Origin of the sequence: Paenibacillus sp. PSB04, from assembly GCF_025809195.1 — a bacterium.
GTDB lineage: Bacteria > Bacillota > Bacilli > Paenibacillales > Paenibacillaceae > Paenibacillus_AQ > Paenibacillus_AQ favisporus.
Map to the genome: position 1 here is coordinate 325,376 of NZ_CP081301.1, position 20,313 is coordinate 345,688.

Consider the following 20,313-nt stretch of genomic DNA (forward strand, 5'->3'; position numbering starts at 1 on the left):
AAACTATCTAACCAAAGGAGGCGGACAAACGATGCTCTACATCACCATTGTCGCTGTCGCCGTTATTGCTCTGCTCGTCGTCCGCCTCCTGCGGATGCGCAGGGAACTTCGGCGGGTAACCGCCCAGCTGAAGAGCTATAACGAAGGCAAATCGGGCAAAAAAACCGACTTGTCCTATTACGAAAAAGATCTTGAATCGCTTGCGGCTGAAATCAACCGTCTGATCGACCGGGTGACCGAGAGCGGCGCCCTGCAGCGCCGAACGGAAAACGAGCTGAAGCAGGCGATCGCCAACATGTCCCATGATATCCGCACACCGCTGACGTCGATCTTCGGCTATATTCAGCTGCTTGAGGCCGAGGACCTCAGTCCCGAAGAAAAGCATGCCTACTTAAGTGTGATCAAACACCGTTCGCAGCGTCTGCAGGCGCTGCTGAACGATTTTTTCGAGCTGTCCGTGATTGAGTCCACCGATTACGAGCTGAAGCCGGTGCGCATCCGTTTCGTCCCGGTGCTGCAGGACGTCATCATGAGCCTGTACGACCAGTTCACCGACTGCAGTATCACCCCTCTACTGGAGTTTCCTGAAGAGGAGATCATCGGGTTCGCGGATGAGTCGGCCGTCAAACGGGTCATCGAAAACCTGCTGCTCAATACGATCAAGCACACGCGCGGCGAAGTCGGCATCGGGCTGAAGCGGCAAAATAACGAGGCGGTATTGGTCATCCGCAATGATGCCCCGCATCTCGCCGGCACCGATCCCTCCCTGCTGTTTGACCGGTTCTATACAGCCGACCAAACGCGCTCCGGTAAAGGGACCGGACTCGGCCTGTCCATCGCCCGCAGCCTGATGGAGAAGATGGGCGGCCGGCTGTCCGCCGAACTGAGCGGGGACGTGCTGACGATGACGTGCCGCTGGGAGCTTACCACCGGCGGGATTTCGCAGGGAGTGTCGGTTACCTGAACGGAGATGTTATAATTTGGAAATTCACATATTGTAATTGAAAATCCATATGAAAAAGAACCCCTTGGAATGGCATTCACTGGCGGGCCTCAGCCCTCCTGCCTCCAAGGGGTTCTTTGGTTTGAGTAAATTTGGCGTGGATCCGCGCCCTAGCGCGAGTTCCGCTTACGGGCGGCCAGCAGGCGGTCCATCGCTGCGGACCGCTCTTCCTCCGGCTGCGGCGGGCTTTGCGCCGCAGCTTCCTTGCCCGGCCCGGCCTCCGGCGGCCGGGCTGTTGGCGCCCCGCGCGGCGGCGAAGGTGAAGCCGCCGGGCGGGACGCCCCCGAAGCCGGACGCTCCGCTCCGGCTTCCTGCGGGCTGCGCCCGCTGGCGCCGGCCGCGCCGCGCTCCGCGCGCGCCTGCGGCGCCGGTGCCGGCGGCCCGGCAGAGCGGCCGCCGTAGAAGGCGGCGGTGCGCTGCTTGCGCGCCGCCAGCCGGCCCAGGCCGGCGTCCGGGGCCTCCGCCCCGCCGGCCGGTGCTTGCCGCCGCCGCAGGATGGCGGCGGCCCGCGCAGCGATGGCGCCCCATGGGAGCGCCAGGCGGCGGACGGCAATGTCCGCCACCCACAGCACCAGGGCCGCGGCCAGCAGCGCATAGCTCCAATCATGGAGCTGGCGGCTCGGCTTGGCTTTGGCGGCAAATACCTGCTCCGGATGGTCCTTCGACAGCATCCGGCCGCCGGTCAGCTCAGCCAATCGCTGAAGCCCCTGATCCGCATTCCCGTCCGCAATCCGGTATTCCGGAGAGTAAGGGACGACCAGCCCGGTGCCGGGCGCAGCCGGCTTGCCGCTGCCATCGAGCAGCGTCATCAGATACGAACCGGACTGGTCCACCGGCAGCTCTCCGGTATAGCTTCCCGGCGCCTCCTGAACGAGATCCACCTTATGCTCCTGCAGATCATCCCCGGTAATGACCGCCTGCAGTTGATCCGTGCCCGCCGTATCCGCTTTGACTTCAAAACGGACACGGTTCCCCTCGATCTGCGTGCTTACCTCATACGGGGAAGCCGTAAACTGAGGGAAGGTCCACTTCACCATCTGGGTCACGACATTGGAGAAGGCGGGCCAAGCTACCCAGTCCTTCGACCATTTGCCCATCAGGTCGCTTGTCCAGGCGACGGTTCGGCCGGATCCGTACTGCCACCTCGCCAGCAGCGGGTCGGGCTCCGGACTGGTCAGCACCGTCTGCGCCCCCTGCTTCGGCGTCGTGGCGACATAGCCGTAAACTTGCGGCACGCCATTTTCGAACAAAGACGTCCAGTCCCCGCCGTTTTGCAGTGCCGGCACAAACGGCTTGTCCACGATGTAGGACTTGGACATCATCGCGGCTTCGCGGCTGAAAATCGACGGTATCGACGAAGCGTCATCCACAAAGTAGTATCGGCCCTTGGCCTCATCCGCCAGCGACTGCAGCAGATTGACGTCCGCGTCCATTCCGACCGCAACCGTGGACATCGTGATTTTGCCGCCCTTCATTTGCTCGATCAAATCGCTGTATCCGCCGTTTCCGGCCGACTGTCCGTCGGTCATCAGAATGATATGCTTCCGCTGGGCCTTGACCTTCAGCATTTCCTCCACTGCGGACGCCGCGGCCGGGTAAATATCGGTCCCTCCATCGCTTTGGATGGACTGAATCTGCGAAATAACGTCTTCCTTGCCGTTCGCCAGGGGCTGAGGCGTCACGACCCACCACGGCTGGGAATCAAAAGCGAGCACGCCGACCGTATCCTTGGATCTCAGCATTTCCACCGTACGGATCGCCGCTTCCTTGGCGAGCTCCATTTTGTCCCCGCTCATGCTGCCCGAACGGTCAATGACCAGGATCAGACCGAGGGACGGGATCTCCCGCTTGCCCTCCAGCTCCATGGAGACGGGGAGCAGCTTTTCGATCGGTGTCTTGAAATAGCCGCCCATGCCGTAACTGTCCTCGCCACCGGCCATCATAAAGCCGACCCCGTAGGTGCGGACCGCCTGTTCGATCATGGCCATCCGCCGCTCGCCCACCTGGTCACCGGAAACGTTGTTAAAAATGATGGAGTCATACGCTGCATATTTCGCCGGCTCCAGCGGCAGAACACTCGGATCGATCCGCTCATACTGAACCAGACCCGATGAGAGGGCCGACGCAAGATTGGCTGCGTTCCCCTTCTCGCCTTCCACGATCAGCACCTTGGGCGGACCTTCCACACGGGTAAAAGCATATCCCGCATTGTTGGCCGACTGGCGGTCGCCGTCCATGAAAATTTCGGCACGGTAGCGGTGAAGCCCCGTTTTTTTCGCCAGCCCCTTCACGGCGTATCGGTTGTCTCCCGGGGTCACGTCCACCGACTCGCGTCCGATCTCGGCGTTGTCTTCATACAGCCGGAGCTCACCCTTGCCTTTATAGGTGCTCCGCACCAGTACTTCAATATAATAGGACTCTGCTTGGTAGAGCTTCTCCGGGACTTTGACTTCCTCCACGGAGACGTCCTGCTGTTCGGACGAAGGCATCTCCAACACGTCAACCGGGATGTCCTGGTCCTTCAACAGCCGTCCAGCCGACAGCATGCTGCCGACATTCTCCTCCCCGTCGGTGATCAGGACGATCCGGGAATCCGAGCGGCTGTCCAGCATGCTCCCGGAGAGCATCATGCCGGCTTCCAGATTCGTGTATTCCCGCTTCAGGTCCGCATTCAGCCGAAGGGAGCCCGGGAGCTCACGGGTCTCTTTTTGCTCAACAGCCGCGTCCAGACCTGTGGATACCACCGCGATGGTGTCCTTCGCTTCCTTGCCTTTGGCCGATTGTCCAATAAACGCTTCGGCGCTTTCCGTGTCCGTCATGCTCATCGAGCGGTCAACGACATATACGACCTTCTTTTGGTGCAATACAGTATAAGATTGCAATCCGGACAGCATCAGCACGAGCAGCAGCAGGATCACGGAACGGATGGCGATCGCCCAGGTCTTGCGGCGGCCGGCCAGGCGAAAGTCCGATTTGTACGCATACACCATCAGAAGCGCCAGCGGAAGGAGCAAGAGCAGCAGCCAAGGGTGATTAAATTGAACGCCCACGCTGGTACACCCCCCATTCGGTCACGATCATCAGCAGTACGACGGCGGCGGCCAGCCACATGAGCGAGTAGCGGCTTTGACCGATTTTCCCATCCATTCCCGGATTCCCTGCCTGTTCTCCGGCACCTGACTCAGCCCTGCCTGTATCGACTTGGCCCGATTTCAAAACAACCGGCTTAGAGGAGGCAAAGGTCCCCTCAAAAGGATCGGCAGCCGTCTCCACCAGATAGCTGGTGGTGTTCCCCTGACTGTTTCGCTCTTCAAAAGCATACAATCCGGGTACTTGCGGCGCCGTCTGCAGGGAGGATATCGCCCGCTCCCGTTTTTGCACCTCCGGAACCGGCGCTCCCGCACCAGGCACCCCGGTATGCTGCACCTTCCATTCCGCTTGCTCCGCATCCGCTGCGATCGGTACCTCCATTCCCGATCCGGCTGTTACCCTGCCGAGACCCGTACCTTCGCCTTCGTTCAGCCAAGAAACCGCGTTATGGACGAGGATCGGAAATTCCGCCGACAGCGGCAGATCCGTGTCCTGCAGCCGGAACAGAAACGACAACCGCGGATGTCCCGCTTCCTTGCCTGCATATATTGCCGGCGTACCGCCGATCGTCACCAGCGGCTCGGCCCAGGCCGGCAGCGGTTCCTTGTGCAGCTCGCCCACGTAGAGGCCTTTCAGCGTGATGTACCGGTTCACCGGATGATCGGATACTTTAGGCTCCTGACCGTTCACCTTGACTTCCGGACCGCTGCCGCCGATCGACCACAGCGGGGTCTCTTCAAGCAGCTGCTTCCAGGAACCTTCCTTCGTAAATGCAGGCGCCTGCCCGTCCACAACGATCAAATCCGGCGGATCCTTGGGAACCTGTGGAACAGACGCAGCGTTCCCTGAATCCGCCGTTTTCGCGGAATTGCTGGGCTCTTCCGTTGTCATCCGGGTCACCTGCGCTCCGGTCAACTGCAGCGCCTTTTCCAGAAACAGATTGCCCGGCGTCAGCAGCAGAATGCTCGGCTCCCGGCTGCTTTTCCCAAAAGCGTAAGCTGCGTTGTCCGCGGGATATCCGTCATCGCCATCCAACTCAATCCGGTACACGTCAGCCGGCGGCAGAGACTGCAGAACCAGCGTGGCGCTGTGCCGGGTAAGATCGGCCGATTCGGTACGAAGCAGCTTGTTGTCCCCATAAATGCGTACATCGACCGGCGCATCCCATGTCCCGCTCGAGCCGAGCACAGCCACCGCATCATTACCTTCCTTGCCCTGCTGAATGCCAAACTGCTGGATGGCGGCATTTTTCACCGGACCGTTTCCAACCAGGACTATATGTGCAGGAACTTCAAACGTCACCTGGTCGCTGGCGCCCTTCCATTCGCCGTCCGTAAAAAGAACAACCTCCGCGTTCTGCTCCTCCCGCGTAAGCGCAGAGGCCAGCGACAGCGTCTCATTATACGCCGCCTGACCATAGTAAGGCGTGAGACCGTCGATCGCATCCTGAACGCGCTTCGCATCCTTTTCCCGGGAAATGATCACGTCGGGCTCGGATTTCATGCTGAGCAGGGTGACCTCGCTGCCGCGGGCATGCTTCTTCACGTACTGCTTCATCTCGGATTTCATTCGTTCGATCCGCGTCTCCTGCGGCTCCTGGGAAGACTGTTCTGCATTGCCGGCTGGCGGCGGCGCTATTGCACCCATGCTCCCGGATGTATCAGCAACGAAGACGATGTGCCCCCCGCTATTTCCGGATACCCACAGATAAGGCTGCAGCAGGGCAAAAACGAGCAGCGCGGCGGCAAGCAGCTGCAGCCACAGCAGCAGACGGTTTTGCAGCTTCTGCCACGGGCGGTTGGCTTCGATATTTTTCAGCACCCGGTCCCACAGCAGGTGGCTGGGCACGGTGGTGTCTATAAACTTGCGTTTGAGCAAATACATCAGCAGAATCGCCGGTATGCTGAGCGCAAACCACAGCCCTGCCCATGAACCGATTCCCACAATGCTTCCCCCTTTCTCTGTAAGCCAAGCTCGTCAAGCGATGACGAGACCTGCTTCCGCCATTACGCCAAACACCGCCTTTTGCAGGCTCATATCTGTCGAAACCCGGATGAAGGTCATGCCGCGATCTGCAGCCAGCTTCATCAGGTATTCCTGATACCGTTCAAGCTCGTCCTGGTAGGCCCGTAACACTTTGCCGGTGAAGGCGATATCCTTCCCGGTGCCCAGCTCGCTGTCGATCAGTCTTAGGTCGCCGCTGTAGGCCGGGTCGATTTCCTCCGGGGCCAGCACCTGAACGAGTACGACCTCCTGCCCCGCCCCTCTTAGGCGGCTCAGCATCAGCCCGAGATCCTCCTCCCGTTCATCCAGCCAAAAGTCCGAGAAGATCCAGGTCATCCCCGGCAGTCTGGGCATCGCTCCCGGTGCGCCGTAGGCGGCCGCGAGGCTTCCTTCTTCTCCGGGGGCCGCGTCCTGAAAAAACCGAAACAGCCGGTGGGCCGCCCCGCGCCCGCGGAGCACGGGCAGGCGGGCGTCGATCTGGCTGCTGAAGCAGCAGGCCTGCAGCCGTTCGTAAGAGCACAGCGCAACATATCCGATGCTGGCGGCCAGCTGCTTCGCATACTGCAGCTTGGAGGGAATCGCTTCATTTCCATTCCCCTCCCGTCCCCGGGTCCCGCCTGCAAAATCCATCGATGCCGAGCAATCCACGTACAGGCTGACCATCAGCTCCTGCTCGTCCATAAACTGCCGGACGAACGGCTTGCCTGTCCGCGCATACACGCCCCAGTCGAACCTGCGGATGTCATCCCCGGGAGCGTAAGGCCGGTAATCGGCGAATTCGAGCGAAGAGCCGAGCCGGCTGGAGCGCCGCTTGCCCTGCAAGGTACCGGCCACACGCTTCGCAGAGCCAAGGCTCATCCGCTCCAGCCGGACCATCCAGTCCGGGGGCAGCAGGTATTCCGCGCTCATCCCTGCGCCTCCGCCCGCTCGAGCATTTCGCGGATCACCTGGTCCGTCGTAATGCCCATGGCCTGGCCTTCAAAGTTCAAAAATATCCGGTGCCGCAGTGCCGGCACCGCGACGGCATGGATATCGCCGGTGGAAAGGTGCATCCTGCCTTGGCAGACCGCCCGGACCTTCCCCGCCGAAATGATCGACTGGATGCCGCGCGGCCCCGAACCGAAACGAACGTACTTCTTGACGCCCTCCGGCGCCGACGCCTCTTCCGGATGGGTCATCATCAGCAGCCTGGCCGCATAATCCAGCACTTCATCGGCGACCAGCACTTCCCTGGCTCCCTGCTGGATTTCCAGCAGCTCTGCGGCACCGGCCTGCTTTCGCACCTCGGGCTGGCGGTTCGTCGTTGTCCGCCGGACAATTTCCTTCAGCTCCTCGCTTCCCGGATACGGCACGAGAATTTTGAGCAGGAACCGGTCCAGCTGGGCTTCCGGCAGCGGATAGGTTCCTTCGTTTTCAAGCGGGTTTTGCGTCGCCAGGACGAAGAACGGTTTCGGCAGAACGTGCGTCTCGCTGCCAACCGTCACCGTTTTCTCCTGCATCGCCTCGAGCAAAGCGCTCTGCGTTTTCGGGGTCGCCCGGTTGATCTCGTCCGCCAGCACGATGCTGCTGAAGAGCGGCCCGCGCTGAAAAGACATCGAGGTTTCCCCCTGACGGCCGAAAGAAATGACCTGCGTCCCCGTAATGTCGCTTGGCATTAAATCCGGCGTAAACTGGATGCGCGAGAACGACAGGTCGAGCGTGTCGGCAATCGTACGGACCAGCATCGTCTTGCCTAGGCCGGGAATGCCTTCCAGAAGGGCATGGCCTCCCGCAAAGATACACCACAGCATCTGCTCGACGACCTCCTGCTGGCCAACGATCACCTCGGCGATCTGCTCCCGTACCCGGGATATCGTCTCTTTCCAAGCTTCCGGTTGAATTTGCGTATCCAGCATTAGCCTTCCTCCTCAATTGTAGATCAGGGATTCGGATTGATTCCCGTAAAATATTCCTCGACCAGGCCCTGCATCTGCTGCGGCAGGTCGCTGCGCCCCAGCGACTTTTTAGCCTCGGCCTCATATTCTTTGTATACTTCCTCGTAAGGACGGCTCGCTCCCTCGACTCCCGGAGCCACGCCGCCTTTCTGGACCGTTCCGCCGCCGCCTTGAATCGGACCTTTGTCCGCCTGCACGTTCCCTTTGCCGGCGAATTCGCGCGGCGTCGTGACGAGCTCGCGTCCGCCTTGGCCGAGGCCTGCGCCGGAACCTCCCGGCCCCTGGCCCGATCCGCCGCGTCCGGATCCGCCCTGTCCGGCGCCGGAACCGGATCCGCTTCCGGATCCATTGCCGGATCCCTGGCCGGGACTATTACCTTGGCCCGCCCCGTCAATCGGCTCCGATGGATCGCCTCCGCCGCTGTCCGAAGGTTCGCCCATCCCGGCCGAATCCGCCAGGGCCAGCTGTTCCGCCGCGCCGCCGGTGGCCCAGGCATCCGATACGGGCATGCCGGCCGCCGTCATCTGCGAAGCCAGGCCGAGCCCCTGAGATGCCAGGCTTGCGGCCAATGCCGAAGCGGCGTCGGATTGGCTGGAAGACGCCTGGCTCGCGGCAATCGCTTTGGCCAGCTCATCCTCCAGCCCCTTCAGGGCTTCGTCCAGCTTGGAAGAGTCCGTGCCGGCCAGTGCCTGCTCCGCCTTGTTGAGCGCTTCCTGAAGGGCCTTGGTGTCCTGCTTCTTCCCGGCCTCTTCGGCCATCTTCTTCAAAGCCTCCCGCAGCTGCTCCTTCTCTTCCGGCGACAGCTTCCGGATCTGCTGCTTCAGCTGGTCCAGCGCTTTTTTCATCGCAGCCTGATCCTTCTGCTCCAGGCTCTTCCCGATGGAAGACAGCTGGGGCATCTGCTGCATCTTCCGGCCCAGCTCCGACAGATTCTGCGCCTTCTCTTCCTGCTGTTTGGCCGTCTGCTCCATCGCCTTCATCGTTTTCTCCAGCTGCTCCAAGGCCCGGTCCGGATCCTTGGTCCCGTCCAGTTCCTTTTGCAGCGTCTTGAGGTGGTCGTCCAGCGGTTTTTTCGCCGTCAGATCCAGCTTCTTCGTTTCGAGCTCTTTCACCAGATCCTCCGTTTTCTTTCGCTGCTCCTGAACCCACTGCTTCTGCTCCGCCGCTTGGGCAAGCTTATCATCCATCGGACTTGGCAGCAGCGCCAGAGCAAGGCATACGGCAAGCCCCCCGCCGCAGCCAGCCCACCACTTCGTCAGCTTCGGCATTCTCAGCCTTGTCTTCATCTGCGCCGCAAACAGGCGTCCGTATTCGGCCGCCTGGGTCCGCTGCCATCGAGCCGCCGCCGAATCGTTCCCGGCAAAAGACAACGCGGTCACCATCATGTCGCTTCGCTCCGCACTGCCGCTGGCGAGATCCATCGCTTCAGCCGCTTCCTTCACACGGATGCGGTGCAGCAGCCCGGCAGCCAGACCGGCGGCCGCTCCTGCTACCGCAAGCCCGGCAGCCGCCAGCTGGTAGAAAGGAATCGGCCACAGCCTGGCGGCGAGCAGGAAAAGCAGCGCTGCGATCAGTCCGCAGGACAACCCATATGCCAAATACTTCAGCATTCTGAAGACCTGCAGACGGGCGCGGGCCCGGTGGATCGCCTGCATGATCGGGTCCATAGTTTCCACCTCCTTTTTAATGGATAAAATACTCGGCCAGTGTCTTTATCATCCCGTCCTGCTTTCTTTAAGTCCCGTCCAGTACTTACTTCACGGGCTCCATCGTTGCTCCGCCACCCGTGCCGTCTGTCTCTGCCTGCTTCCTCCTCCGGCGAACCGGGCGAATCCGGCGGATGCTGATCCAGAGCGACACGATGATGACCACGCTGTACACCACCACAAATTCCTGCCACAGCTGAATCGGCGCATCCGCGTTGAGCGTCGTTCCCCGGACGAGGAAAGCCTGTTTGGAAAAGCTCGGTTCGAATAAGCTGATCAGCGCCGCCGCCGGATTCAGGCCCAGGATATAACCAACCCAGGAGTAATCCGGTTGCAGCACTAATTGTGCATTTTGTCTCTGAACCAAGCTCAGGGCGAACAGATACAGCAGTCCCGTCAGCAAAAAGATGCACAATCCAACGCCATAAGTCACGATCACGGAGATCATCGTCCTCTTCAGCAGCGTGGAGAAAAGAACCCCCAGCGATCCCAGCATCAGCATAATGAACAGATAGAACAAGAATAGTGAGACCAGCTGATTCAGGGAGATGCCGCCATACATAAATACGATGCTGTATACCGGCAGCGTCGCTACCACGATCAAGGCCATAAAGCTGAGCGAAGATACCAGCTTGCTCAAAATGATCGTCGACGAGCTCTGTTGGGTGGTTAACAGCATGCTGAGCGTCTGCTTTTCCCGTTCGCTGCTGATGACGCCAGCCGTCAGCGCTGGTGCCATGAATGCGATCAGCACCAGCTGGGCAAAGCTCAGCACATAGAACATGATCTGGCCCATGCCCGAGTTGAATCGGGTCTGCCCGCCGCCGTTCCCGAGGTACATGCTGACATAAATAAAGCCCAGGGCGATCAGCCCGAGAACCAAAATATACACCATCAGAGAAATCGCCGACCGGGGAGTCCGCATCCGCAGCCGGAATTCCTTATCAAGCACGGGATTGATCCATTTGCGCGTCCAATTCATGTCGCGGGCCCTCCTTTCGTAATTTCGAGGAATACGTCTTCCAGATTGGTCTGCGCCTCGTGAAACGACAGTACGGGGTAACCCCAAGAGACGATTCTCTGAAGCAGGGCTCCTTGATCCTCATCCCCACCGCCGAAATGAACATGGATGCCGGTGTTGTCGCAAAGCACGCCGCTGACGTAAGGTTCATCCCGCAGCCGTGCCGCAAGCTCCTCTTCCTTATCCAGCGAACGGATGTGAAGCACTTTTTTGACGCGAAGACGATTCTGGATATCGGCCACCCGGCCTTGGGCGACCATTTGCCCGTGCTCGATGACGCCGATTTCATCGACCATTTCCGCCAGCTCGGGCAGGATGTGCGAGGAGATGATGATCGTTTTGCCCATCAGCTTCAGTTCCTTCAAAATTTCGCGCATTTCGATTCGCGCCCGCGGGTCAAGCCCGGATGCCGGTTCGTCGAGAATGAGCACCTTAGGGTCATGCACCAGGCATCTGGCCAGGCACAACCGCTGCTTCATCCCCCGTGAGAGACTGTCGACATAAGTGTCCGCTTTGTCGCTCAAGTTGACGAGCTCCAGCAGCTGGGGAATCAATTTGTCCCGCTCCCCGCGCGGGATGTTGTAGCTGGCTCCGTAAAAATGCAGGTACTCCGTCGTTTTCAGCTGGTCATAGACCCCGAAGAAATCCGGCATGTAGCCGATTCTTTTGCGGACCTCCTTGGGGTTTTCGGTTACTTCAAAGCCGTCTACCCGCGCGGTGCCCGAAGTGGGCAGCATAAGCGTGGCCAGGATCGACATCGTCGTCGATTTGCCGGCCCCGTTCGGACCGACGAATCCAAAAACCGTTCCCTGCGGAATGTACATATTAATATCTTTTAACGCTTGAAAGCTCCCATAAGTTTTCGTTAAATGTTCGATTTCGATCATGGCTTCTCCGCCCCCTTCAGACTGATCTCCGGAAGTTTCAGCTGGACGTGCTCCTGGGCTGTCAGCATCAGGCGAATCCGGCCGCCCGCCAAGTATTGTTGGACGTTCTTTTCAGCCTTCCACTGCTTGGTGGCATCCCAGGTTACCGGGTCCCACGTCTGTTTGTCATTGTTGAAAATCCGGTATTCCGTTTTCTTCCCGGGGTTGTTCGCACGGAGAGTCAGCACGGCAGAGGCACCCTGCTTCAGCGCAGGCACCGTGTACTCGAAGGTGATGCTGCCTTGGTCCATTTCGGTGGTTCCGCTCGGATCTTCATACCATCCCGGCGACGATATCTGCGTAACTTTCGGTTGAATAAACCCGAAAGGAATGTTGAGCTTTCCGTTCTGCGCCCAGTCGATGGAAACCGGCTGTGCCCACAGGTTCAGCTGATTGCCTTCCAGCTTCTTGCCCTCCATGGTGTAGCTGACCAGCGGATCCTTGCTCCAGGCCATCACGTAGGAGCCTGACTGATACCATGCCGTGTTCGGAACCGTGGTCATCAGAATTTCGCGTTCCCGCGTAAATTCGTCCGCCTGGCCTCCGGTAAGGTTGCCAAAGATTTGGTTGGCCATATTGTACGGATTAACGGCGGTCGGTTTACTGGCAGCCGACAGCGGCTTGGTTTCCCCTTTGCCGAAGTCGCCGAGCTCAAACAGGCTTCCGCCTAGCGCCAGCACCGCATGATTCAGATTATAGGATGTGTTGTTCGTCACCTGCCCTCCGATATTCCCCTTGGCATCCAGCTGGATCTTCACATCGAACTGGCCGACCTTCCGGTTCTCCCGGCGATTGGACCATACCTTCGCGAGGGACCACTGCGGCATATCACTCAAGGTCAATCGGGTCGACTGATCACCGACCTCCACAAAGCTGTTAGAACGGTTCGAGCTGCTGAAAGCCCCGTTGGTCCGATCAACCGTCAGATAGGTATGTGCCGGAAAATCAATCGTGAACTCCCCGCTCCGGGGCGTAAAGAACGCCGAAGCGCTGACCTCCGAGGCATTGCCCTTGCCGTCCAGCTCTAGCATGTTGATGGTATGGGCTAGCTGTTTGGTTTTATCGGCCGCACCGATCATATAGACAGTGCCGCTGGCGATAACCGCGATGAGCGGAATGATCCACCAGGCCCATTCGCGCTTGTCGGCCTTTTTCAGAATCCAGTACAGCACCGGCGCCACAATCACGGCATAAACGATGAGCAGCCAGGCCATGACTGGAAAAGACGGCATTTTCAGCGAAGGAAAATAATCCAGTACGTTGATGAGATTGTACATCTGGTTCTGCATCATGTTGAATTTGTTGTTCGGCTGATTGGACAGCGCCAGGTGATCGCGCAGCAGATACGACCACACCGACGGATGACCGCTCCAGGAAGCCAGCGGTTCCATCGACAAATCGTAGGCTGCATACAGCACGGTGCCCTGCTCGACTTGGCGGGAGGCGATGAGCGGCTTGCCGCCGGCCTGATACATGACCTCTCCTCCTTCCACTGGGGAAGCGTCGGAGAGCGTGAGCTCACCGCCCAGCTCCAGCGGCTTGCCGCCCAGCTTGGCGAGCTCCGGAAGGGATGATGCCGTGTAAGTGCCCGTATACTGAACCGGGGCAATCTGCTCGAAAGCGGCCGCCGACTTCGGATATGCCGCACCGCCGGCAAGGACCAGCTCGCCGCCGGAACGCACCCACTGCTCTACGGCTGCGGCCTGCCCTTTGGACAAGGTGTCCGAGGCAAAACGGTTCAGCACGATGACGTCAAGGCTGTCCAGCAGCATCGGATCCTCGGGCAAATCCGTGCCTTTCAGCGGCAGAACGTTCAGGTCATACCCGCTGCTCCGCAGTACGTTTAAAAAATTCATCGTGTCGGGGTCCTCCGACAGAACAGCCACATTGGAGGCCGTCACAGGCATGCCTTTCAAATAAGGCGTACCGGAGCTGAAGCTGACCCGCTTGCCCTTTTGGAAAGAATTTTTATAAAAGCGGATTTCATTCGTATCCTTGGTGAAGTTGTCCCCCGGAACGCCCATGATGACGACCTTGGCCGTACCCTTCGGCAGTTCGACGTGCTGGACGTAAGTGGCGGGAGCCAGTCCGGTGTCGATCTGGATAACCAGATCTCCGGAAATATCCTGGCTGCTGGTGAGGGTGAATTTGACGGGATTCCAGCTGCCCATTTTCATTTTGCCGTTGTAGCCGATTTCGGTTTTCAGCGAAATGGAAGGGTCATCCTCCGCATGCGCGGTGCCGCCCCATCCAGGCAGGAGCAGCAGCACCCATATGGTAAGCAGTACTGGAAGTACGATCCGCCTTTTGTAACGTCGAAATGATTGCATGATTGTCTCCTCTCTTCTCTCAGGCTTCTTTGGTCATTCTACTATAGGGTTGCGGCGAAATTGGTAAAATATTTTCATAATTTTGGATAAATTGTCCGAACTGGTCTAAATCGACAAAAAAATCCCGCTCCATGAAGAGCGGGACGGACATACCTACAGCTTGATGCGCACGGTGATCCCCATAGCTCTATGTCATTCATCCTATTGACGAACGTGATGGGGTCAAACCCTGCATCCTCGTCACATCTCCTGAAAACTAGCGAGCCGCTTCTCGTACGCAAAAAGCCTTTATTCATTTTTTCAATGATTCATAGATACTGGCTGCCTGCGCTATAGTTCGCGCCAAGGGTGCCTGTCTATTGCGGGTTACCCGTTAAAAACGACCGTCTTGTTCTCGTGCACCAGAATGCGGTCCTCGATATGCCATTTCACCGCACGCGCCAGCACGACACGCTCGATCGTCCGGCCGATCCGCTTCAGCTCGCTGACATCGTCACGGTGGCTGACCCGCTGAACGTCCTGCTCGATGATCGGTCCCCCATCCAGTTCCTCCGTCACGTAGTGCGCGGTCGCCCCGATGATCTTCACCCCGCGCTGATAGGCTTGGGCATACGGTTTACCGCCGACGAAGGCCGGCAGGAACGAATGGTGGATGTTGATGATCCGGTTGCGGTAATGCTCGATAAAGAACGGTGAAACGATCTGCATATACCGGGCGAGGATGATCACGTCGATGTCACCGCCAACGACTTCAAGCTGGCGCTGCTCCGCTTCCTTCTTCGTATCCGCCGTCACCGGAATGTGATGGTACGGAATGCCAAACGATTCCACATATTCCTTCATATCCGGATGGTTGCTGACCACCATGGCGATTTCGGCATCCAGGTCGCCGGCCTGCCACTGCCACAGCAGCTCGACCAGACAATGGTCTTCCTTGGATACGAAAATGGCCAGCTTCTTCTTACGGCTGACGTTCTGCATTTTCCAATCCATCCGGAAGGTCGATGCCACTTCGCTGAATTGGCTTTCCAGCTCCGGCAGCCTCTTCTCCAGCTCCGGCAGGTCGAATTCAACGCGCATAAAGAACATGCCGCCTTCCGGATCCATCGTATATTGGTCCGATTGGACGATATTCGCGCCGTGTTGATGCAGAAAATGCGATACCGCCGCCACAATCCCCGGTCCGTCCGGACATGAAATCAGCATTCTTGCGCGGTTGGCGTGCGCACTTCCCGTGTTGTTTTCTTTTTTGACGTGCAATTCCATGTGTAAATCCATTCCTCTCTCTCGTGTTCTCTCTCTTGAACCGTATGGCCCCTCTGTGATTCCGCTCGGCTTACGCCAAAATCCCTTTACCCGCAAACCAGGCGGTCAGGCGCAGATTGATCTGCTCCTCGCTGAGCTCAGGGAACAGTCCCGCTTCCATAATCATGTCGTACAGACGCTCCATCGGCTCGCGCGGATCGGCCTTCTTCGCCTTGGCGTCGGTTTTCAGCACATTCCACACGTCCAGCACATATTGGCGTGGATCGACTTCCTGTTTGCCAAAGAAGGAATGCAGCTGTTCAACCTGGCCGAGGAACTCAGAGCCGAAACGTTCGCCGACATTGCCGCGAAGCAGCGCAATCTCCACCTCGTACATCGGCCGCTGCGTCTTCGCATCCTTGCCGATCCACGGCGTTTCCAGAATGAACGGGAGCCCTTGCAGCTTCTCGTGGTGGACAACGCGGTTGATGGCGTCAAAGCCGATCCAGCCGGATCCGATGGGCGTATGACGGTCTTTGGCGGCGCCGCGCGGATTTTTGCTGTCATTGATATGAACAACGCCGATCCGGTTCAGACCGATGATCCGGTCGAACTCTTCCAGCACGCCATCAAGGTCGTCCACGATATCATAACCGGCGTCATGAATGTGGCAGGTGTCCATGCAGATCGTCAGGCGTTCGTTGTGCTTCACCTTGTCGATCATGCGGGCGATTTCGTCGAACGTGCGTCCCATCTCCGTGCCTTTGCCGGCCATCGTCTCCAGCGCGATATGAACCTCCGTCTCGTTGGTTCCGTCGAGCACTTCATTCAAGCCGTCGGCGATGCGCTGAATGCCGTATTCGGCATCCATGTCGGTGTAGGCGCCGGGATGCAGCACGATGTTTTTGACCCCGATAGCATGGGTCCGGCGGATTTCCTCTTGTAAAAAGTTTACGGCGAGCTCAAACGTATTCGACTTATAAGAGCCGAGGTTAATAATGTAGGGCGCGTGAACGACGATTTCGTCGATACCGCTCTCCTTCATTTGGGCTTTGCCTTCTTCGATGTACATCGATTCAATGGGCTTACGCCGCGTATTCTGCGGTGCGCCCGTATATATCATAAACGAACTCGATCCATAGGTGTCCGCTTCTTTGGTTGCAGTTAACAGGCCCTTGTCCGAAAAGGACACGTGAGAACCAATTTTGAGCATGGTTTATCCCCCTTAAACGAATTATCCCTTATTTTATCGTGGATAATGAAATAAATCTATAAATGCGTTATAATTCTAAAGAATGGAATATAACTGCGATAAACGATTTATAGAGGTGAAAATATGCATAGTTCACTGGGCACAAAGTTGCTGACTGCAACGGCGCCGTCCAACACGTTTATGAATTCCATATTTGTGTGGGCCATCATTTTGCTTGTGTGCATGGTGATCGGCGGATATTTTATGATCCGCAAATTTCTGAAGGTGCTGCCGAAGAATGACGGCAAGTCCAAGCTGGACTGGCAGAATTACTGGGTCGAAACCAGCCGGCATCTGTGGACGGACGAATCCAAGGCGTTTCTGGACAAACTGGTGAAGCCGGTACCGGGTCCCTTCCGGGATATCGCCAAGCATTCGATTGCAGCCGAAATCGGAAAAATTGCGGTGGAGAGCGGAGCCAAGGAAGTGACGCAGGATCACTGCATCCAAGGATATATCAAAGCAACGCCAAAACGGGACAATAAATTCCTGGTGGCCTTTCTGAACAAGAACCAGATTGACTATACGCCTTACAAGCATCTGATGGACAAATAATCCGCAGCTGGGACCGGGTTTTCAGGACCTTTTCCGAAGACCCGGGAACGGGAAATAGAATAGCGCTTTATAGAAGGAACACCCCCGTGCAGGAGTGCTCACATTGAAGAAATGGGTTCATTTCGACAGTCTGATCTCTGCCGGGGGTTATTTATATACATATCATAAAATGAAATCAACTTCGGAGGAGAGGATCGGATGAGAGTCGCCATTTGCGGAGGTACCGGCTTTATCGGCAGCGCGCTGACGGAGCATTTACTTAAAAACGGACATGAGGTGACCGTCGTCACCCGCAGGCTTCCGCCCGATCATAAACGCGACCCTAGGCTGGTGTTGTATACGTGGGATGAGATTGCGAGCCATCCCGAATTGATGGAGGGCATGGATGCGCTGGTCAATTTGGCCGGTTCTTCATTAAGCCAGCGGTGGACCGCCAAGGCAAAGGACAGCATCATCCACTCTCGCCTCACTACCGTGGCTGCCGTCGCCAAGCTTGTGGAGGAGCTGCACAGCAAGCCCGCGGTCGTCATCCAGGCCTCTGCTATTGCCGTCTACGGCACCTCATGGACCGACACCTTTGACGAAAACAGTCCGAAACGGGTCATGGATTTTCCTTCGGATGTCGTCAGCCGGTGGGAAGACGCCGCCGACAGCATCCAGGGTGTGCGGCTCGTCAAGCTGCGCATCGGCGTCGTGCTTGGAAATCAAGGCGGAGCCTTCCCGATCATGCGCCTCCCCTACAGGCTGGGGGTCGGCGGCAAAATCGGCAGCGGCCGGCAGTGGCTGTCCTGGATTCATCTGGAAGACATCGTCCGGCTGATCGAGTTTTGCATGACGCATCCGGAGGCCGAGGGTCCGGTAAACGCCACGGCACCTGAACCGGTTACTAATGATCAATTCGGGCAAGCCGTTGGCCGTGCGTATCACCGGCCTCATTGGTTTCCGGTACCCGCCGTGATGATGAAGGCCGTTCTTGGCGAACAATCCTTAATCATCTTGGAAGGCCAGCGCATTCTTCCGGCCAAGGCGCTTGAGCTGGGCTTTAAATTCCGGTATCCCCGCCTTCAGGAGGCTCTGAACGACCTTGCCAACGAGCAGGGATAAACGTTCTACGAGGGATCTCAGGATACCTTGAACGTATAGACTCCACTGATGATGGTGAAGGTGTCCCCATCCTTCAGCGGATACTCCTTATAGGGTACCATAGGCTCTCCATGCAGCTTGGTTCCGTTGCGGGAGCCCAGATCCTTGATCAGGTAGCCGCCGTCCTTGCTTCTGGCCAGCTCGACATGCGCGCGTGAGGTGCCTGTGGAGGCTTCTACATACTGGGCAACCTCTTCCGACCTTCCGATCACGAAGTGCGGCAGCGTCAGCTCGATCCGTTCGGAGGGGCGCCCCTCCCCTTCGCGAATCAAATAATAGCCGGGACTGCCGGAGCGTCGGCTTTTCCCTCCAGCAGCACCATCCACAGGCGCAGATAGAAGTACAGTCGCATGACTTCGTCCGGTACCGGACATAGCCTGTCCTTCCTTCAAACGGAAATCGTGTCCGGCGCTTCCATCCGATCCAGCATGCTCGTTGGCCGCACGTTCAATCCCGGCTGCATGGGTAGTCTCGAGGTGGCTCCATAGACGCTGCCGGATATCCGAATAATGTTCCCGGTCGGCCGGAGTTTCCCGACCTTCCCGATTTTCCCGTTCTTCTCGACCACCCCGACCTTCCCGACCATCCCGTCCTTCCTGTCCGATCCCAACTCCGCTCCCCAGCCCGAGCCCCTTTTTGTTAGAGCCCACCGCCGAGTAGCTGGGTCCGCTTGTCTCGCTTGTCCTCTGCCCACCTCCCCTCAGCTCGATACCTGTTGATGATGCAAGTACATCCTGTGAAAACTTCCACTTCCAATCCGGTTCCGCATCATCTGTTCCGTGATCGTCATCATCGCGATCCTTTCGTCTGCTGCCTTTGCCGAACCAGCCGGTCAGCTGCTCCACCTGAAACCGTGGGATTCTCTTCCGTGAAGCCGCATGGCGATCATCATCGATTTCACACGATCCGAAATCCGGGATTTCTCCTTCCATTGCTTGCTGCGCAGAACGGCCCAGCTTTAGCTTTCCAGACCAGCTAAGCCAAGCCGCCACACCAAGCAGAATCGTCAATAAGATACTGATCAGCAGCGAGCTTGTCGTGGGTTTCGGCATATAAATCATCCGCCAGATGACGGCGGCACATAATAGACAGCCCAAAGCAATATAAATCTTTCCACCAGACTTTCCGTTTGCTTCCCGCTCATCGTTTGCGTCTAAGGCATCGTCACGGTCCGGATTCCGGTTCCAATGGTCAAACGCTTCCTGAAGCCCGCCTACTCCCGGAAAGGAGTCCCTTTCAAGGCCTTGCCGGTCTGCCTGCTGCAGTGGTACGGACCGCAGCCGATCCCCTTCGGCTGCCCGGGCATTTGTTCTTGCCGTCTGAAAAGGAACCACGCTGCCCGCTGCAGAATCTTCTGCTTCTCTTATTCCTTTTCCCGGCACACGAATACCGCCTGGTAACCCTTTCCTGTAAGCCTGCTGAGTATGATCCTGATACCCTTCTAACGGCTGGCCGCCTCCCGGATGGTCAGCATATCCATGTCCATCATCCTCCTCGGCGGTTAACAGTTCGAGCAGGAGCTTTTTAAAGCCGGAGACCGAAAAGTCCTCGCCTCCGGTGAATTGAAGCAGTCTTTGAACACCGTTTCCCTTTAGCTCCTGGACCGTGGCCATCAGCCGCGTGACTAATTCCTTCAATCGGATTCGCAGCGGCTTATCCTGAAACGGCTCCTCTAGTGGAACATATGTAAAATAAAGCGTTCCCGAGTGCAAGGATCCGTCAACGAAGATGTAATCCTCATCCAGCACATACTTATCCGGCTGCAGCATGTAAGACTTGCTCTCTTCCAGCGTCCCGGCTACCTGGCACAAAAGCCCGTAATAATCCGGCATGCTGAGCCTCTCTCCCCTCAGCACATGGGACAGCATCTTCTTGCCTGTAATGTCATACTGGAGTGTTACCCGGAGATCCATCTCCTTCAGGCGCAGCGGAAGAAATCTGGCAATCCGGGAGGCCGAAATCATAGATAACTCTATATTGTTTAATTCATCGGGACGGTACCCTTCAGCAGGGCCAATGACCATAAAGGTTCCGTCATGTTGAATAAAGTCACGCGTCAGGGACTCCAAACCGGTGTTCACCTCCAAAAACCATTCTAGGAACT

14 protein-coding genes are annotated in these 20,313 nt (G+C 57.8%); 3 read left to right on the forward strand and 11 right to left on the reverse strand.

Annotated features, from left to right (window positions below):
- Positions 1-31 precede the first annotated feature (31 nt).
- The gene (locus tag K2F33_RS01705) at positions 32-964 is read left to right on the forward strand and encodes a sensor histidine kinase (protein WP_263880856.1); all 933 of its coding nucleotides are present in this window, start codon (positions 32-34) and stop codon (positions 962-964) included.
- A gap of 149 nt (positions 965-1,113) precedes the next feature.
- Here K2F33_RS01705 and K2F33_RS01710 read toward each other — a convergent pair whose 3' ends face one another.
- The 10 genes from K2F33_RS01710 to K2F33_RS01755 form a co-directional block, all read right to left on the reverse strand.
- Positions 1,114-4,053 (reverse strand): VWA domain-containing protein, encoded by a 2,940-nt coding sequence (locus K2F33_RS01710; RefSeq protein ID WP_263880857.1) that lies wholly within the window; start codon positions 4,051-4,053, stop codon positions 1,114-1,116.
- Entirely contained in the window at positions 4,037-6,037 is a 2,001-nt protein-coding gene (locus tag K2F33_RS01715) for a vWA domain-containing protein (RefSeq protein ID WP_263880858.1), read from the reverse strand. Before K2F33_RS01715 ends, K2F33_RS01710 begins: the two co-directional genes overlap by 17 nt.
- 33 nt (positions 6,038-6,070) lie before the next feature.
- A complete protein-coding gene (locus tag K2F33_RS01720) occupies positions 6,071-7,006 on the reverse strand; it encodes a DUF58 domain-containing protein (RefSeq protein ID WP_263880859.1) in 936 nt (311 codons plus the stop codon).
- Positions 7,003-7,992 (reverse strand): AAA family ATPase, encoded by a 990-nt coding sequence (locus tag K2F33_RS01725; protein ID WP_145136835.1) that lies wholly within the window; start codon positions 7,990-7,992, stop codon positions 7,003-7,005. The genes K2F33_RS01720 and K2F33_RS01725 overlap by 4 nt, the downstream gene beginning before the upstream one ends.
- Before the next feature lie 23 nt (positions 7,993-8,015).
- On the reverse strand, positions 8,016-9,698 hold the full coding sequence (locus K2F33_RS01730) for a phage tail tape measure protein (protein ID WP_263880860.1): 1,683 nt from the start codon (positions 9,696-9,698) through the stop codon (positions 8,016-8,018).
- A gap of 85 nt (positions 9,699-9,783) precedes the next feature.
- On the reverse strand, positions 9,784-10,719 hold the full coding sequence (locus K2F33_RS01735; RefSeq protein WP_263880861.1) for an ABC transporter permease: 936 nt from the start codon (positions 10,717-10,719) through the stop codon (positions 9,784-9,786).
- Positions 10,716-11,645 carry an ABC transporter ATP-binding protein gene (locus tag K2F33_RS01740; RefSeq protein ID WP_263880862.1) on the reverse strand — a complete coding sequence of 310 codons (930 nt, stop codon included), beginning with the start codon at positions 11,643-11,645 and terminating at the stop codon, positions 10,716-10,718. Before K2F33_RS01740 ends, K2F33_RS01735 begins: the two co-directional genes overlap by 4 nt.
- A complete protein-coding gene (locus tag K2F33_RS01745) occupies positions 11,642-14,014 on the reverse strand; it encodes a DUF7408 domain-containing protein (RefSeq protein WP_263880863.1) in 2,373 nt (790 codons plus the stop codon). Before K2F33_RS01745 ends, K2F33_RS01740 begins: the two co-directional genes overlap by 4 nt.
- Positions 14,015-14,380: 366 nt before the next feature.
- Positions 14,381-15,280: a formyltetrahydrofolate deformylase gene (purU, locus tag K2F33_RS01750; RefSeq protein ID WP_076173460.1), complete on the reverse strand. Its 900-nt coding sequence runs from the start codon at positions 15,278-15,280 to the stop codon at positions 14,381-14,383.
- A gap of 70 nt (positions 15,281-15,350) precedes the next feature.
- The gene (locus K2F33_RS01755) at positions 15,351-16,472 is read right to left on the reverse strand and encodes a deoxyribonuclease IV (RefSeq protein ID WP_076173461.1); all 1,122 of its coding nucleotides are present in this window, start codon (positions 16,470-16,472) and stop codon (positions 15,351-15,353) included.
- A 123-nt stretch (positions 16,473-16,595) separates the two neighbouring features.
- Between K2F33_RS01755 and K2F33_RS01760 the strand changes: the two genes are divergently transcribed.
- Positions 16,596-17,066, forward strand: a complete 471-nt coding sequence (locus tag K2F33_RS01760) for a DUF2621 family protein (protein WP_076173462.1) — start codon at positions 16,596-16,598, stop codon at positions 17,064-17,066.
- Between the two features lie 198 nt (positions 17,067-17,264).
- Positions 17,265-18,170, forward strand: coding sequence for a TIGR01777 family oxidoreductase (locus K2F33_RS01765; RefSeq protein WP_263880864.1), 906 nt, complete (start codon positions 17,265-17,267; stop codon positions 18,168-18,170).
- Between the two features lie 17 nt (positions 18,171-18,187).
- On the opposite strand, the gene K2F33_RS01770 is transcribed toward K2F33_RS01765, so the two are convergent.
- Positions 18,188-20,290: a DUF6382 and FHA domain-containing protein gene (locus tag K2F33_RS01770; RefSeq protein ID WP_263880865.1), complete on the reverse strand. Its 2,103-nt coding sequence runs from the start codon at positions 20,288-20,290 to the stop codon at positions 18,188-18,190.
- Positions 20,291-20,313 lie beyond the last annotated feature (23 nt).

Bases quoted from the DNA above. Each gene is read 5' to 3' on its own strand.
- K2F33_RS01705 (WP_263880856.1), top strand. From the start codon at position 32: ATGCTCTACATCACCATTGTCGCTGTCGCCGTTATTGCTCTGCTCGTC.
- K2F33_RS01730 (WP_263880860.1), bottom strand. From the start codon at position 9,698: ATGGACCCGATCATGCAGGCGATCCACCGGGCCCGCGCCCGTCTGCAG.
- K2F33_RS01765 (WP_263880864.1), top strand. From the start codon at position 17,265: ATGAGAGTCGCCATTTGCGGAGGTACCGGCTTTATCGGCAGCGCGCTG.
- purU (WP_076173460.1), bottom strand. From the start codon at position 15,280: ATGGAATTGCACGTCAAAAAAGAAAACAACACGGGAAGTGCGCACGCC.
- K2F33_RS01760 (WP_076173462.1), top strand. From the start codon at position 16,596: ATGCATAGTTCACTGGGCACAAAGTTGCTGACTGCAACGGCGCCGTCC.
- K2F33_RS01755 (WP_076173461.1), bottom strand. From the start codon at position 16,472: ATGCTCAAAATTGGTTCTCACGTGTCCTTTTCGGACAAGGGCCTGTTA.
- K2F33_RS01735 (WP_263880861.1), bottom strand. From the start codon at position 10,719: ATGAATTGGACGCGCAAATGGATCAATCCCGTGCTTGATAAGGAATTC.
- K2F33_RS01720 (WP_263880859.1), bottom strand. From the start codon at position 7,006: ATGAGCGCGGAATACCTGCTGCCCCCGGACTGGATGGTCCGGCTGGAG.
- K2F33_RS01725 (WP_145136835.1), bottom strand. From the start codon at position 7,992: ATGCTGGATACGCAAATTCAACCGGAAGCTTGGAAAGAGACGATATCC.
- K2F33_RS01740 (WP_263880862.1), bottom strand. From the start codon at position 11,645: ATGATCGAAATCGAACATTTAACGAAAACTTATGGGAGCTTTCAAGCG.
- K2F33_RS01745 (WP_263880863.1), bottom strand. From the start codon at position 14,014: ATGCAATCATTTCGACGTTACAAAAGGCGGATCGTACTTCCAGTACTG.